The 16,272-nt window shown below is 38.7% G+C and carries 13 protein-coding genes; 10 read left to right on the forward strand and 3 right to left on the reverse strand.

The window, feature by feature from the left end; genetic code table 11:
- Positions 1-112 precede the first annotated feature (112 nt).
- A complete protein-coding gene (locus tag FH508_RS00940; protein WP_228134324.1) occupies positions 113-2,125 on the forward strand; it encodes a methyl-accepting chemotaxis protein in 2,013 nt (670 codons plus the stop codon).
- A 186-nt stretch (positions 2,126-2,311) separates the two neighbouring features.
- Here FH508_RS00940 and FH508_RS00945 read toward each other — a convergent pair whose 3' ends face one another.
- Positions 2,312-3,496, reverse strand: a complete 1,185-nt coding sequence (locus FH508_RS00945; protein WP_228134325.1) for an alanyl-tRNA editing protein — start codon at positions 3,494-3,496, stop codon at positions 2,312-2,314.
- 161 nt (positions 3,497-3,657) lie between these two features.
- Between FH508_RS00945 and FH508_RS00950 the strand changes: the two genes are divergently transcribed.
- From FH508_RS00950 to FH508_RS00975, 6 genes are all read left to right on the forward strand, one after another.
- Positions 3,658-3,945, forward strand: coding sequence for a DUF6509 family protein (locus FH508_RS00950; protein WP_228134326.1), 288 nt, complete (start codon positions 3,658-3,660; stop codon positions 3,943-3,945).
- 356 nt (positions 3,946-4,301) lie between these two features.
- Positions 4,302-5,636: an FAD-dependent oxidoreductase gene (locus FH508_RS00955; protein ID WP_228134327.1), complete on the forward strand. Its 1,335-nt coding sequence runs from the start codon at positions 4,302-4,304 to the stop codon at positions 5,634-5,636.
- A 27-nt stretch (positions 5,637-5,663) separates the two neighbouring features.
- Positions 5,664-6,137, forward strand: a complete 474-nt coding sequence (locus FH508_RS00960; protein ID WP_228134328.1) for a glutathione peroxidase — start codon at positions 5,664-5,666, stop codon at positions 6,135-6,137.
- 342 nt (positions 6,138-6,479) lie between these two features.
- Positions 6,480-7,247 (forward strand): ABC transporter ATP-binding protein, encoded by a 768-nt coding sequence (locus tag FH508_RS00965; RefSeq protein WP_228134329.1) that lies wholly within the window; start codon positions 6,480-6,482, stop codon positions 7,245-7,247.
- Complete coding sequence (locus FH508_RS00970) at positions 7,234-9,102, forward strand: ABC transporter permease (protein ID WP_228134330.1); 1,869 nt, start codon at positions 7,234-7,236, stop codon at positions 9,100-9,102. The genes FH508_RS00965 and FH508_RS00970 overlap by 14 nt, the downstream gene beginning before the upstream one ends.
- Before the next feature lies 1 nt (position 9,103).
- Complete coding sequence (locus tag FH508_RS00975) at positions 9,104-9,463, forward strand: YxeA family protein (RefSeq protein ID WP_228134331.1); 360 nt, start codon at positions 9,104-9,106, stop codon at positions 9,461-9,463.
- A gap of 43 nt (positions 9,464-9,506) precedes the next feature.
- On the opposite strand, the gene FH508_RS00980 is transcribed toward FH508_RS00975, so the two are convergent.
- Together FH508_RS00980 and FH508_RS00985 are read right to left on the reverse strand one after the other, a co-directional pair.
- The gene (locus FH508_RS00980; protein ID WP_228134332.1) at positions 9,507-10,898 is read right to left on the reverse strand and encodes a sensor histidine kinase; all 1,392 of its coding nucleotides are present in this window, start codon (positions 10,896-10,898) and stop codon (positions 9,507-9,509) included.
- Positions 10,895-11,617, reverse strand: a complete 723-nt coding sequence (locus tag FH508_RS00985) for a response regulator transcription factor (RefSeq protein ID WP_228134333.1) — start codon at positions 11,615-11,617, stop codon at positions 10,895-10,897. Before FH508_RS00985 ends, FH508_RS00980 begins: the two co-directional genes overlap by 4 nt.
- Before the next feature lie 459 nt (positions 11,618-12,076).
- Here FH508_RS00985 and FH508_RS00990 point away from each other — a divergent pair, with 459 nt between their 5' ends.
- The 3 genes from FH508_RS00990 to FH508_RS01000 all read left to right on the forward strand — a co-directional run bounded on the left by FH508_RS00990 (position 12,077) and on the right by FH508_RS01000 (position 16,160).
- Complete coding sequence (locus tag FH508_RS00990) at positions 12,077-13,438, forward strand: acetamidase/formamidase family protein (protein WP_228134334.1); 1,362 nt, start codon at positions 12,077-12,079, stop codon at positions 13,436-13,438.
- Between the two features lie 241 nt (positions 13,439-13,679).
- The gene (locus FH508_RS00995; protein ID WP_139859534.1) at positions 13,680-14,234 is read left to right on the forward strand and encodes an HPP family protein; all 555 of its coding nucleotides are present in this window, start codon (positions 13,680-13,682) and stop codon (positions 14,232-14,234) included.
- 450 nt (positions 14,235-14,684) lie between these two features.
- The gene (locus tag FH508_RS01000) at positions 14,685-16,160 is read left to right on the forward strand and encodes a hypothetical protein (RefSeq protein ID WP_139859536.1); all 1,476 of its coding nucleotides are present in this window, start codon (positions 14,685-14,687) and stop codon (positions 16,158-16,160) included.
- Positions 16,161-16,272 lie beyond the last annotated feature (112 nt).

Here is a 16,272-nt window from a genome sequence, read left to right on the forward strand (position 1 = left end):
TTAAACATTTTTTATTGTTAATGGAAAAGTTTTGTTGACTTCTAGTTTTCGTGACCTTACTCTGAAGGAGAAGGGCAAAAAATTACAAAATTTTAAACAAAAATTTGGAGAAATGAGCAAAGCAAATATGTGGATTAAAGGTATTGGTGGTAAATTAGTTGTAGCAATTATCGCTTTAGTATTTGTGACATGTGGTACGCTCGGATTTTCTACGTGGTGGAATAGTACAAAAGCAGTTGAGGAACAGGTCCAAGAGAATTTAATATCGAGGGCAGAAGATGTATCGAAATACATAGAAGAACACTTCCAACTTGCACTAGTAGAGGTGGAGGCTATTGCGGAGCAAGCAGCTATCCGTAATATGGACTTTGAGGAGCAAAAGACATATTTAACGAAACGTATTGATGATAGTAAAAATTATTTAGGCTTTGGTATTATTACGTCGGATGGAATAGCTCATTATTTAGATAATACGACAGCTGATTTAGGTGACCGTGCATACGTAAAAGAAGGCTTTACAGGCAAGACAGTCATGTCGGAAATCACGATTAGTCGTGTAACGAATGAGCCAGTTATTTTAATCGTTGCACCTATTGATACAATGACAGGTGAAAAAGCATTGCTATTAGCACGAATAGATGGTTATTACTTATCTAATATCATTGAGGACATTAAAGTTGGAAAAAATGGTTATGCCTTAATGTTAGATGCGAAAGGAACTATTATCGGGCATAAAAATCACGCCCTTGTAAAAGAGCAGGTCAATGAAATTTCCGCTGCTGAAAAATCTGGTGAATTGTCAGGTGAATCATTAGCAGCACAAGAAATGATTAGTAATTCAAATGGATATTTTGCCTTTGATACAAAGGATCATGGTACAAATTTAATGGGGTATCATACGTTGGATAATGGTTGGAAGATGGGGGTAGTCGCATTAGAAGATGAAATGCTGTCAGGGCTTTCACAATTGAAGACAAACTTCATTATTATGACTATTATCGTTTCCATATTGGGCTTGTTGATTTCGTTTGCGATTTCACGATCTGTCAGTAGACCACTGCGTCATGTGCTGCGTATTAGTGAAGGATTATCAGATGGAGATTTTACACAAGAAATTCCTGATAAATATTTGAAGCGTATTGATGAAATGGGGACTATGGCACGTGCATTAGATAGAATGGCAGATAATATGCGAGGTATGATATTACAGGTTAGTAAGGAAGCAACAGAGGTAAATGAGGCATCTTGTGCATTAATGGGGAATGTACATGCTGTGACGAAGCATTCTGAGCAAATTGCAGGTGCAATAGGTGAGGTAGAACGTGGAGCACAAAGTCAAACGGCAATGGCTGAAGAAGGTGCATCAGCTATGGAGCAAATGGCATTAGGAATTCAAAATATGGCAGAGGTTGCTTCGACGATTGCATCTAATACTGATTTTATTTCCGAGAAAATAAGTGAAAGTAATGGAGCGGTAAAACAATCTATTAATCGTATGGATGAAATACAGCGAGGAACAGCAGTAGAGCTCGACATTATCCGTAAATTGGAACAGGAATCGAAAGAAATAGAACTAATTTCAAAAATGATTACTGATATTTCCGATCAAACAAACTTACTAGCCCTTAATGCTTCAATTGAAGCTGCACGTGCAGGGGATGCAGGTAAAGGCTTTGCAGTGGTAGCAGAGGAAGTAAGAAAACTTTCAGAGCAAACAGCGGGTTCTGCTGCGCAAATAAATGTATTAATTGATCGAGTACAAGCATACACATTAGAGGTTGTGAAAGCTGCAGAGAGTGGCGAAGTAAATGTAGCACGAGGATTAGATGCTATTGAGGCAGTAGGAGAACGTTTTGAAGAAATCGTACATGCTGTTGGTGAAATAGCAGGTCAAATTGAGGAAATGAATGCTTCAGCAGAGCAAATGTCTGCTAATACGGAAGAGGTTTCAGCTTCAATGGAAGAAATGGCGGCAACAGCACATGCTGCAAGTGATTATGTATCTGAAGTGAAAACCGCAACATCCGAGCAAATGAACACTGTAGAGACTATGAACGAACAAACGATCAAAATGTCTGAAATGGCGAATCGCTTACAAGGAGCAATTCAACAATTTAAATTATAAAATGAGCGCTAAGAGGCTAGTGCAAAAGACAAAAAGTGTTAGATTGATGGCAATCAATCTAACACTTTTTTCTATGCCATTGTTGTCTAAGACGGAGAATATTTACTACTCAACGGCACGTTTTGTGCTTTTTCACAATGGGTTTTAAATTGTTGAAAGAGTTCAGAATTGTTTGAGTGACTGGCACTAATTCAACGCTTCTTGCATAGCAGTGAGCAGTTGCTCACGGGCGATGATTCGCTCGCCGCCGCCTTGTACCATTTGATCACTGCCGCCACCTTTACCATTAATAAGTGGTAAAACTTTCGCGGCAAGCTCTTTCATACTTGTTTGTCCATGGGCGCCACGCGTCGCCACAAATTGTAGCTTGTCTTCATTTTCTGAAACGAGTAATGCGATGGCATCGGAACGTTCAGCCACGATAAAACGAGCCAATTTTTGAAGTTCTTGTATCGAACGATTATTAAATGCAGCGGTAATTATATTGTTATCACTAGCTGCCAAGGCATTTGCTTCAAAGGTAAGCAATTCCTCTTTTGCTGCTACGAGTGCCTTTTCTGTCGCTTTTTGTGTTGCTAGTAGCTTTGCAAGTGCTGTAGCTGCTTCGATTTCAGGTACACTTAATTGTTTTGCAACATCAGCAAGTACAGTTTTTCTCATAGCTAGCTCTGCTAAAACGCGTTGACCACATACAAACGACACACGTACATTGCCCTTCATTTTTTCAGTGCCTAAAATTTTAATAGCGCTAACTTGTCCTGTTGATGTTGGGTGCGTACCTCCACAGCCATTGTAGTCAAAGTCAGGAATAATGACTAACCGAATTTCACCTGTCACTGCTACCTCTTTACGTAGATTGTAATTACTAAGTTCTTGCTCTGTAATCCATTTTGTCTCAATTGGACGGTTTTCTAAAATAATGTCATTAGCTCGAGCCTCAGCTGCCGCGAGCTGCTCTTTTGATAGGCTGTCGACAGCAATATCAATCGTCACCTGCTCACTACCGAGGTGAAAGCTTACTGTTTGTGCATCAAAAAGTTCGACAAAAGCGGCGGTTAAAATGTGCTGTCCTGCGTGCTGTTGCATATGGTCGAATCTGCGTTGCCAGTTCAATGTACCATGCACTTCACCAGATAAAGTGGAGGCATCGCCCTCTATATAATGACGGATTTCTTCATTGATTTTTTCAACATCGATTACGTTCGTGTTGTTTAATGTTCCTGTATCATACGGCTGACCGCCACCTGTTGGATAAAAGGCCGTGTTAGAAAGCACAACGTACTGGCGTCCATCATCCTCTATGCCAGTTCGTACAACTGTTGCAGTAAATTCCCGTTGCATAGCATCTTGATAATATAGTAGCTCTTTCATTAAAAAGCCCCCTTTATGTCATTTGATTTGAATTGCAGTACGAAAAGATTTACTTTATTGTGGCATAATTGCTTGTAGGTGTATACAGGTTTTCTAGTTGACCCATGCTGAAATTGATTTATTATAGAAAAGAATAGGTAAAGATAAAGGAGCTAGTATAAATGGATATTACACAATTTTCGGTGGAAGAAATTTTAGATCCGACGAATATTATTGAAGGTAAGCGCTATGAGTTTATTTTAGATGTAGATATTGATGAAGAGGACGAGCTGTACCATGAAGCGGGTATTGAAATCCGTGTTTTAATTGGCGAAAAAGAAGGTGCACCATTTATTTTAAATTACTTCATTATGGAAAAGGCAAAGGGAGAGTATTTAGACTTTGCGCTTGAAGATGATGAGTTAGAAGAGATTTTAACGTTCTGCAAAGAAGAAATAGCAAAAGCATAAGTACTTAAACAGGTAAAGGAAAACGGTTGTTTTTCTTTACCTGTTTTTTGTAGAAAAGAAAAATACGTTTAAATGGTGAGTCGTTCCCATACCGCTCATTACCTTTTAAAAAAAGGTAGTACTGGAAACGTGCATTTGTAATTAGCTTTTTGATAACATTAAATTATTGAAAAGTTGCAAAGTAAGTGGTGTATATCGTTTGATTTCAGTACGTCCATCTCCATCTCAAAAGTAGGGAAGCGTTATGACGATTTTTCACCTATGGGGGGACGATTTGCTATGTCTGTGGTGGGAAATGTCATTTACATAGTTACGATACTGAAATTAAGTGGTCATGAGAAAAGGGGGCTTGTAGGATGAAATTCGTAATTATTGGGGGAGATGCGGCAGGAATGTCTGCCGCTATGGAGATTTATCGAAATGTACCAGGGGCGGAAATTACCTCTTTAGAGCGAGGTTTTATCTATTCATATGGACAATGTGGTTTACCTTATGTAGTAGATGGGCGGATTTCATCATCAAAGCGTCTTATTGCAAGGGATGTGGAAACATTCCGAGATAAATACGGTATTGATGCGCGAGTGGGGCATGAGGTCAAGCAGATCGATGTGGAGAACAAGCTTGTTAAAGGCACACAATTTTCAGGTGAGCCATTTGAGATTGCATACGATAAGCTTCTTATCGCTACAGGAGCTAATCCAATCATCCCTGTACAAAAGGGTGCTGACTTAGCAGGTATTCATAAAGTTAAAACTATCCCTGAATTAGAGGATTTACTTGCAGATTTAACGCCAGATATTGAGCATGTGACCATTCTTGGTGGGGGCTATATTGGGCTTGAAATGGCGGAAACAATTCGGGCATGTAATAAGAACGTGCGACTTATTCAGCGAGGCCATCAGGTCGCTAATATTTTAGATGAAGAGCTAGCTAAGCATGTCCATGAAGAGGCAAAAAAGCAAGGTATTGAGCTACTATTAAATACTACTGCCGAAGCGTTTGAGGGCACATCACGTGTGGAACGAATCATAACAGATAAAGGTGCGTTAGCTACTGATTTAGTTATTGTCGCTTCGGGTATTAAACCAAATACACAATTTTTAGAGGGGACAAATATTAGTCTAGCTAAAAATGGTGCAATCATCGTTAATCGTCATTTGGAGACGTCAGTTGAAGATGTATATGCGGCTGGGGATTGTGCAACTCATTTTCATATCGTTAAAGAACGTTTAGATTATGTACCATTAGGAACGACGGCAAATAAGCAAGGGCGCTTAGCTGGGCTTAATATGTCTGGCAAATTTGCACCGTTTCGTGGTATTGTCGGCACCTCAATACTGAAATTTTTCGATTTAACAATTGCGACGACAGGTATTAATGAACGTACGGCAAAGGACCTTGGATTTGAGTATGAGGCATATAAAATCTCTGCACGGCATATTGCAGGATATTACCCAGGAGCTCAACGGATGTTTATTAAAATTGTTGTGCGGAAGAGAGATCAGCAACTTTTAGGGGCACAAATTGTTGGACCTGCTGGTGTTGATAAACGCATCGATGTCTTTGCTACAGCTCTATTCAATAAAATGACATTACCTGATTTACTCGATTTAGATTTAGCCTATGCGCCTCCTTTTAATGGCGTTTGGGATCCGTTACAGCAAGCGGCAAGAGTGAATGCACGTATATAAAATAATGGTAAATAGGAGGAATAAAAGATGAATATTTATGATATTGATGTAGCTTTAGAGGATGGGACAGAGTATAGCTTAGAGAAGTATAAGGGCAAGGCAATGTTAATCGTCAATACCGCAACAAAATGTGGTTTTACACCACAATTTGAGGAATTAGAAGAGCTTTATAAGAAATATCATGATGATGGATTAGTTGTGCTTGGCTTCCCGTCAAATCAGTTTAAGCAGGAGGTAGACTCTGCGGAAGAAGCTGCCTCACAATGTCGTTTAACATACGGTGTAACGTTCCCGATGCATGAAATGGTGAAAGTAAATGGCAAGGAGGCACATCCTGTCTTTAACTATTTAACAACGCATTCTAAAGGCTTCCTTGGAAGTAATGTGAAATGGAATTTTACAAAGTTTTTAGTAGATCGCAATGGGGAAATTATTAAACGCTACGGCTCTGCTGATAAGCCAAGTAGTATGGAAGAGGATATTAAAAACGTACTAGCATAGAGAACGGATGGGGATATATTGTAGATGACTACTGTCTTCGTTGATTCCTGCTAAGGTCGGGCGCTTTCCGCGGGCACACCGTAAGCCGCAACCGTCGCAGTCGCGCCGTCTGTTGCGTCTTAGGTTTTGTGCTGTCCCGCAGGAGTCGCCCGCACTCCAATCGACGAGTATTAAATTTATTGTAAATTGTTTGAGTGCCTGACACTCGTTTTTTACCTTATGTCTAGTTTGAAGCATGCACATGATGTGCATGCTTTTTTTGATTTAAGGTTGTTGTAAGCTTGCGACAATTTTGCTGTAAGTTTAGGGCCGTATACTGGAAACAGAAAGAGGTGAGCGTATATGACGCCATTATTAAAAGTACAAAATGTAGGAAAAACATACGGCAAAGGCGCGAATACATTTACAGCGCTTGAGAATATAACATTTGAAGTAGGACAAGGAGAGTTTGTCGGTGTGATGGGGCCTTCTGGTGCAGGGAAATCGACGCTCTTAAATGTATTAGCAACAATTGATACGCCAACAACTGGCGATATTGTAATAGGAAATACAAATTTAGCACATATGAAAGATACACAGTTAGCAGATTTTCGTCGTGATAACTTAGGCTTTATCTTCCAAGATTATAATTTACTCGATTCCTTAACAGTTCGTGAAAATATTGTACTACCACTTGCCATTGCAAAGGTGCCGCAGAAGGAAATTGCTATAAGAGTAGAGCGTATCGCACAGTTGTTTGGCATTAGTGAGCTACTAGATAAATATCCTTATCAAATTTCTGGAGGTCAAAAGCAAAGAACAGCATCATCACGTGCATTAGTAACTTCGCCTAAGCTAATTTTTGCCGATGAGCCAACAGGCGCACTCGATTCAAAATCAGCAACGGATTTATTAGAAAGTTTAAGTGATTTGAATCAAACCCATGCGGCTACAATCATGATGGTCACGCATGATGCTTTTGCAGCAAGCTTCTGCCAGCGTATTCTCTTTATTCAAGACGGCAAGCTTTCCAAGGAAATTCATCGTAGTACACAGACGAGAAAGCAGTTTTTCCAGGAAATATTACAGGTGCTTGCAAGCGTCGGAGGTGGAGTAAATGACGTTATTTAGTTTGGCGCGTAAAAATATTCAGCGCAATTTCTCGAATTATTTTTTATATATTGCCTCAATGGTATTTAGCATCGTGATTTACTTTACATTTGTAACGTTAAAATACAGTGACGATCTTGCAGGCTCAACGAGTATGTCACAGCAAATTAAAGGATTAATGAGTGCATCGTCAATTGTGCTACTATTTTTCATTGTAATATTTATCGCATATTCTAATTCATTTTTTATGAAGAAGCGAAAAAAAGAAGTGGCACTTTATTCACTACTAGGTGTCCGTAAACAAAAAATTGGCCTAATGCTCTTTTTTGAGAATTTAGTTATTGGGCTCGTATCATTGGTTTTAGGTATCATAATAGGCTTTTTTATGTCAAAGGTGTTATTAACAATTTTAGTGCGACTGATGGGCTATCAGGTCGTAGCTAATTTAACATTTACTCCTGAAGCTGTGCTACAGACAGCGGGAATCTTTGCAGTACTATTCTTATTTACTTCTTTACAGGGCTACCGTGTTATTTATCAATTTAAACTAATTGATTTGTTCCACGCAGAGAAGCAGGGTGAAAAAATTCCACGTGCATCATTTTTAGCCGCAATTATGGGGACAGTACTTATTGCATTTGGCTATTATACGGCCTCTTCTGATATTTTCACTAGTCCTATTTGGAAGCTGTTCACAATCCTCGGTACACCCCTTTTAGTAATCGGTGTAACAATTGTGGGGACATATCTACTATTCCATAGTGTGAGCGTTTTCGTACTGACGGCTTTGAAAAAGGCAACATCTTGGTCTTGGAGAGGCTTGAATTTAATCGGTGTTTCACAACTACTATATCGAATACGAGCAAATGCTAAATCGTTATCCATCATCGCGATTTTAAGCGCAACGACGATTACTGCTGGTGGTGGCGTATTTGGGATGTACTACAATACTGAAGAAAGCGTACGTCAAATGCTACCAAACACATTTATGTGGAAAGGTGACGCTGTTGAATTTGACCAACAGAACGTGATATACAATGAAACGATTCATGCCAAAAATTTACGTGTCGATAATGAATTTGCATTTTTTGAATATACATTATTGAAGGAATCTGATTACAATCGTTTAGCGACATTACAAGGGAAAAATCGTGAGCTGCATGTTGCAGACGGTTCAGCTGTACTACTAGACGTTAGCTATGATGAACGTTTTTCACATGACTATACAGGCGAAAACTTTAAATTGCTAAGCGGGGAATCCTTCCATATCGACAAAATGTATACAGACAGTGTGCTAAACTTTATTCCAGCGGGTACGGTGCTTGTCGTAAACGATCTTGCATTTGATACAACAAATGCAGAAGGTGTTACAATGCAGGCTGTCAGCATGGACAATGATTTAAAGCAACAAAGTATTTCTAAACAAATTTATAAGCAGCTATCTACTGAGCAGCAAGAATGGTTTTCAAGTGTGCCTCAAAGCTATGAGGATAGTCTAGGTACTGTCGGTTCATTACTATTTGTAGGAAGCTTTTTAGGGTTAGTATTTTTAGCAGCTACAGGAAGTATTATTTACTTTAAAGTGTTAACAGAAGCAGAAGAAGATCAGGCGAAGTATGCAGTATTAAATAAAATTGGTGTGAATAGTAAGCAAATATTGAAGACAGTTGCAGGGCAGGTTGCCGTTATATTTAGCGCACCGCTTATTGTTGGCATCGTGCACAGTGCTTTTGCGCTTTTAGCTTTTTCACAATTATTTAATATGGATATAACGAAGCCTGTACTATTATGGATGGTTGCATATTCAGTTATTTACGGCTTGTATTACCTCTTTACTGTACGGTCGTTTTATAAAATTGTGAGACAGGGGAATTAATATGAAAAAGACGTTTATAAGTATTGGGGCACTGTTTATCTTATTTGTAGCAGGTCTTTGCGTACTCATGACAGTAGATTTTAATCGCTTAAATAAAGACACTTACTATGTGCATATAACTGCCGATGGGGAAGTTGAAGAATTTAAGGCGAATGATGGGCAAATTATCCAAACGTATTGGTATGAGCTACCAGCCTTTAAAGAAAACGGAGAAGAAATGATGTTGAAATTTTCTGCTCAAAAAAATTTGCGACTAGATGCATATTTAAAGCTTTATGTGAAAAAAGAAAATGAAGTGACGTCTTATGATGAAATTCAATATGATGACATGCCTGCAAAAGTACAAGCGCAAATGAAATAAAATATAAGAGAAGAGCAGTCCATAATAATTGGACCGCTCTTCTTTATTTTTCGTTCACTTTATGCAATTGAATTGTGACAGTTGTCCCTTTTTGTTCCTCAGATGTAATGGACACCGTACCACCGTGTGCTTCAATAATATCTCGTGCAATAGCAGTGCCAAGTCCAGTCCCTTGTTTTTGCTCAGTATTTGTTCCACGGTAGTAACGCTCAAATATATGTGTAAGGTCTTCAGCACTAATGCCATGACCATTATCAGTAATTGTGATGGTGTTAGCATCTATTAACACGTGAACACATACATCTGGAGGATTATGCAGTATTGCATTATATAAAAAATTTATCACAGCACGCCGCATAAAATGCTCGTCAATCGAATGGACAATGACCTCTGCTGTTGCATCAAATTCGATATTTGCTTGTTCATAGGGTGGCGTATTTAGTGTGTCGATGACAATTTCCCGCATAAACTGAACGATATTGACGTCTGTCAAAGCTAGTGGGAGCTGCTGATGTCTTAGCCGCATTGTTAAATTTAAATCATCGAGTAAATCTTGCATATGCAATGACTGCTTTTCAATAATTTGTGCATATTCGGTTTGCTCATTTGGTAATAAGCCCCGATCATTTAGTAACTCTGCATAACCACGTATGGAAGCTAGTGGCGTCTTCATATCGTGAGAGACGTTGCTAATCCACTCCTCACGCATCAACTCTAGTCGTTTGCGTTCTTGCTCATGTGCAGCTAGCTCACTCGATACTTCACTTAAATTTTCAAATACAGGTCGATAAAGACCTTTTGGCACTTTGATTGGCATATGTTTGTGATTTTTTAAATGCTGAATGCGTTCGATCATTGCGTAAAGAGGCTTCGTTAATGTACGACCAAATAACCAGCCGACAAGTGTTGCGACTAATAAATCGGCAATAACTATAAGCAATCCAAACTTCCCGATAAGTTGTAGTATAGAGGCACCTGATAGATGAACAACTAACCTTGATACGCCACTACCTTTAATGCCAATTAAATAGCTAATATTATCTTTACTGCCTACATAAACCGTCGTATCAACATCGAATTCCTTATATTTATAAACTTGAATTAAATCGACGGGAGCATAATGGGAAAGTGCCTTGGGAGGAGTAAAATAGCCATCGATAACTTGTCCGTTTGCATCAAGCAATTGAATCCACGCATTTCTTTGATGTAACTGTTGCAGCCCTTCTTCACTTACGGAAGGCTGACCATTATTTATATCAATATACTGTTGAAATCCACGCACAAAGATTTCCTCTGTGTCTGCAGTAGCATCATTAAATTTATTGTATTGCTGATATATCATTAACCCTATAAAAATGGCGGTATTGACGAAAATAACGATAATGACTATAGACAATATAGATAGTAAAAAACGAGCTGTTAATCGCCATCTCATGTTTGTGGCTCTTTTGGCACGACTAATTTATAGCCAAGCCCTTTGACCGTTGTTATATAAACAGGTTTTGAAGGATCGTGCTCAATTTTTTCACGAAGACGACGAATGTGCACCATAACCGTATTGTCTGAGCCGAAAAAATCCTCACTCCAGACACGTTCAAATAATGTTTCCTTACTTAAAATGCGGTTTGGATTATGCATAAAGCAAGCCATTAAGCCGATTTCCTTAGCTGTTAATTCTAATAATGTACCATCTTTGTGTACTTCTGTTTCATCACTATTAAGCACAAATGGTCCAACCTGTATCGTCTTTATTTGTGTAGTAGTTGTTGTTTCCTGTATTTGATAGCCTGCTCGGCGCAAATGTGCCTTTACTCGATAGGCAACTTCTTTAGGACTAAAAGGCTTAGTAATGTAGTCGTCACCGCCAATGGCGAGCCCTAAAATTTTATCTATCTCTTCGTTTTTCGCTGACAAGAAAAGAACTGGAATATGTGAAACTTCACGAATACGTCGGCATAAATCATAGCCTTCACCGTCTGGAAGCATAACGTCAAGTAGCACAATATCGGGTTTCACCTGTTGAAAGCTCGACCACGCTTTGTCGATGGAGTTAGCTGTATGGATAAGCTTATAGCCCTCTTTTTGAAGACTCACCTTTAGTAGATTAGCTAAATCTGCTTCATCCTCTACAATTAAAATTGTTGGTTCTTGCAAAGTTCATACGCCCTTTCCTTTAAGGTTGGCATTCATTTCTTATTTATCAGCCTTATTATAAATGAAAGTACTGAAAAAGACGAAGCATGATGAAGGGAAAACGGCAGATTTAGTCTGTGAAAATAGGCTGTCAAGATTTACTTGAATCATACTGCTAATCAGTGTGTAAAATTGGAAAGGTTTTATCGAAATAGCAGGAACTATTGACCTCTATGTCGAATTTAATTTTTATAAGCGGTAAAGTGTAGCTATTTATCGACATCAGCGACAGAGCTGTTAGTAATTGCAAAGAAAATGCACTAAAGTGAAGGCTTCTTCAAGATGATAAAATTTGCACATATTTTTGATTTGTACATGAATAAATTATGAATACTAGCTCTCTGCTCATATGTGGAGAGCTATCTTTTACCTTTAAGTAGATTACATAAAATATTTTTTGGATTGGGAGAGTGGATAAACATGATTACAGAATTACAGATGCATGAAAAAGCTAAACAACCAGAAAATGACGAAAGTGTACAGCAGGTCGAAGCAGTGGAAACGCTGTTCGTAAATGAGTTCATAGACGGCATTTTGGATCCACAGCAACAAATGCTCGGCCCTGTCAAAAATGGAGGCACGATTATTGCCAATACAACGCCTGGATGTTGGGGTCCTATGCTAACGCCAACAATCCGTGGTGGACATGAAGTAACGAAGCCCGTGTTTGTTGAAGGCGCTGAAGTAGGCGATGCAATTGTTATTACTATTAAATCCATACAAGTGACATCTCTTGCGACGGCATCTGGACATGATGAGGCAATACCCGATCGTTTTATCGGAGATCCGTTTGTATCAGTAAAATGTCCGGGCTGTGGCAAACTTCATCCAAGTACCGTAGTGAGTGGGGTAGGTCCGCAAGCAATACGCTGTTCAACATGCGATACAGAAACGGCACCTTTTAAAATGACGAATGGGTACACGATGGCACTAGATCAAAAAGGGTTTATTGGTTTAACAGTTGGACGCGAAGGCGCACGTCGTATTGCGTTAGAAGCAAAAAATTATATGCGCACACCTGAAAATTCAGTGCAAAACCCAGTAGTAGCTTTGGCACCGAGCGATTTGATTGGTGTAATGGCAAGAATGCGCCCATTTTTAGGTCAGCTAGGAACGACGCCTTCGAAGGCAATGCCAGATTCACATAATGCAGGAGATTTTGGTTCGTTTTTAATCGGAGCGCCGCATGAATATGCATTTACCGAAGCGGAACTAGATATACATCGTACTGACGGCCATATGGATATTAGCCGTGTTCGCGAAGGGGCTACCATTATTTGTCCAGTCAAAGTACCTGGCGGTGGTGTGTACATTGGCGATATGCATGCGATGCAGGGAGACGGAGAAATTGCTGGGCATACGACGGATGTTGCGGGAATTGTGCAGCTGCAGGTAAGTGTATTGAAAAAAGTAGCACTTGAAGGTCCTATTTTATTACCAAATGAAGAGGATCTCCCATACACAGCGAAACCTTTTTCGAAGGAAGAAAAACGCCGAGCTCGCGAACTAGCAGAGGAATTTGGCGTGAAGCAAGTAGAAGAAGCGTTCCCAGTATCCATAGTAGGGACAGGTACAACATTAAATAATGCGACAGATAATGCTATTAGTCGTGCAGCCAAACTATTTGAGATGAGTGAGCCAGAAGTGATGAATCGCGCAACAATTACGGGATCCATTGAAATCGGCCGCCATCCTGGTGTTGTAACTGCTACTTTCCAAGTTCCAAAGTCGGTGCTAAAAAAAGCACGAATTTATAAACCTATTAAAAAGCAGTACGATTAAAATTAAGCGCTGCTGAAATTTAACAACAAACTTTAAATAAGGGAAAAAATAAGGCACGAGCCAGTGTAATGTAACAATACATTGGCTCGTGCTTTGCGATGAGGAACGTGGAAGCATAATCGCAAACAAAAAATCAAAATTGAATTCTCGTATTAAGCTGATATAATAATAAAAGCTTCTAAATCTATATATTTAATTGCGTTTAATATAATTTCAACTTTTGATTTCAAGGATGGTGACTATGGCAGATTTCGTACGCTTGCAAGAAAAAGAAGTGAAAAATCATCGACTCAAAGCATATATAGCTAAGATGAGTGGAGGAGGACATGCCCCCTCAAGAACGAATTTAGCCGATGCAATAACAGGTGCAGTAGGTGGCTTACTTTGTATCTTTGTATTGATTTGTTTAACAAACTATACAGGAGCACCATGGTTAATGGCATCCCTTGGGGGGAGCTGTGTACTCGTATTTGTCGTATGGAATGCGCCATTGTCGCAACCTCGTAATATTATTGGAGGGCATTTAATTTCAGCCTTTATCGGATTGGTGATGTATTCTTTATTAGGATCAAGTGTCTATTCAATTAGCCTTGCTGTTGGATTAACGATCTTTTTTATGGCACTTTCGGGCGTTATCCATCCACCAGCGGGAGCTAACCCTATTATCATTATTTTAGGAGGCTATAGCTGGAGCTATTTAATAATGCCAGTATTAATAGGTGCAGTGATTATTGTCATCTTTGGTTTAATAATAAATAACTTACGACAGACTAGAAAATACCCACAATTTTGGTGAGCAAAAAAAATTTTTTTTTTACACTAATTTCGTGTAACTATTTTATTTATTGCCCGTCTACTGCATTGGTAGTGTTAGCTGCTCTTGGGAGCAGTGAATACTTAGAGAGATAAATAGTATGACGCCAACATTGTTGAGCGTCGGGCAAAGAGCCATCTGAGACCATGCACTGGGCTACCAACTTAAGGGCAAATATCAGATGTGCTCTTGCCTTAGTAAAAAATTTAATGAGCTTCGTGGATCGTTTAATGTTGCTCTAAGTAGAGCTAAAGTGTTTGTATAGTCGAACACTTTAGCTCTTTTATTTGTGCATATTTGTAACTTATTAGCATATGTTGGATAGGATTTGTTATATTGAAGAAAGAAGAGTGTTGAAAAAGTTGAGAAATATATTTTTGCATGTTAGGGGAAGATCTTTGTTGCGTGAAATTGATAGGGGGCTCTGGTTGTATGCTGCTGGACTGTGATGAGCAATTATTCATAACATATAGACAAAGTGGTGAAAATGGCGCTGAAAAGTTACTTTCAAAATGGGCGGAGGCCGAGGTCACTCCACAAGAAGATCCCAAAATATTGGGTACTGCATTATCACCTCAATTATTTTTAGTAAATAAAGAAGCGGCGATGAACATTGCCTTTTCGACAGCTCGAAAATATTGGGGACGTGTATCACCAGAGTTGCAGCTATTTTTCAACGAGCATGGCTTGGATGCAAAATATGTGAATGACCGACTTAATGCCTTTTTCTATACCCAAAAAGGGAAGCAAGCTTTTTTTGAGCAACTTTTTGCCCAGCATACAATGGACTTAGAGCGATTAGTCTGGCTTGTGTTCGGAAAGAGATGGCAGGTCAAGCTACCTGTAAATGACCTACAAACTATATTTTTATATAAATTTGAAGATGATTATTTTGTGCATATGATTTATAAAGAAGAGACACTGTTTTGGCACTGGCTTTTTATGAAAAAAGTTTATTCACTGCTTATCCACAAACCTCTGGAACAATTCACATTTATCCATGAAATAATGAGTCATTTTGAACAATCATCAACAATTACTTATGCACATGTGGATAACTTTGTGTATAATTATAGAAAAACTCTGGATAAGTGTATAACTCATGTGGATAAATGTAATTTGTCCTGTTTAGCGAAAAAACAGCTTCGTCTATATCAAATTGTCACACATTACCGTTTATCAGAGGGAAATTATCAATGCATTAAAGAATTGATTACTTCCTTTGAGGCGGATTGGCGTTATTCTATGTATGCCTTAACAGAAAAAGAAAAGGTTTTGATTGCCTATATTTTATGGCAGATTGCTCATCAAGAACGGGATTATGAAAAGGTCCTTCATTATGGTGAATATTTATTAGAAGATGAACGACTTAATAATTATGCCATTGAGATTTTGCTAGAGTACAAGGACTTACTCCCAAATCGAAAACCAACGCCACCTGCAATAATAAAAAATTATAATTTGAATTACTTAGAAAATCTGTATGCCGTATTACTAGATACTTATGTCAGATTGGAACGTTACCAAGAGGGGTTAGTGCTCTTAAAGGAACATGGCCTTGCATCCAATAAAAAAATAAATGCAGCATTAGTACAGCAAAACTACAGTAATGAGCAATTAATTGCTATTGAGGCATCGATGCAGCAAGATATAGCACTTCAAGTAAACAATTCGTTACAGCATATTGGTCTATCAGTGGAAGAATGGCGCCAAAATTATCGCCAGCCTGATGCCCCTTATTTTTTAGTTGCACAGAGCGCTTCCATGCATATGATTAATATTTTAAAAATCCTGTTTGTCACTGAGCAGTATGAGTTATTTGAGAAATTAATCGAGGTTTATAAAAAATATTTACTCGTCGAGGAGCATTTTAACCAATTGCGAGAATTTATTAGTGCGTATGTATAACGGGAAAAAGAGTGTGCTATGAAGGCAAATATTGATTTGAGTGGACACTCCAGACTATAGACAAACTCGAACAGATTCGGGTTTGTCTATAGTCTTTTTTATTTGAATAAAT

It is taken from the genome of Lysinibacillus sp. CD3-6 (genome assembly GCF_006351725.2).
Classification (GTDB): domain Bacteria; phylum Bacillota; class Bacilli; order Bacillales_A; family Planococcaceae; genus Lysinibacillus.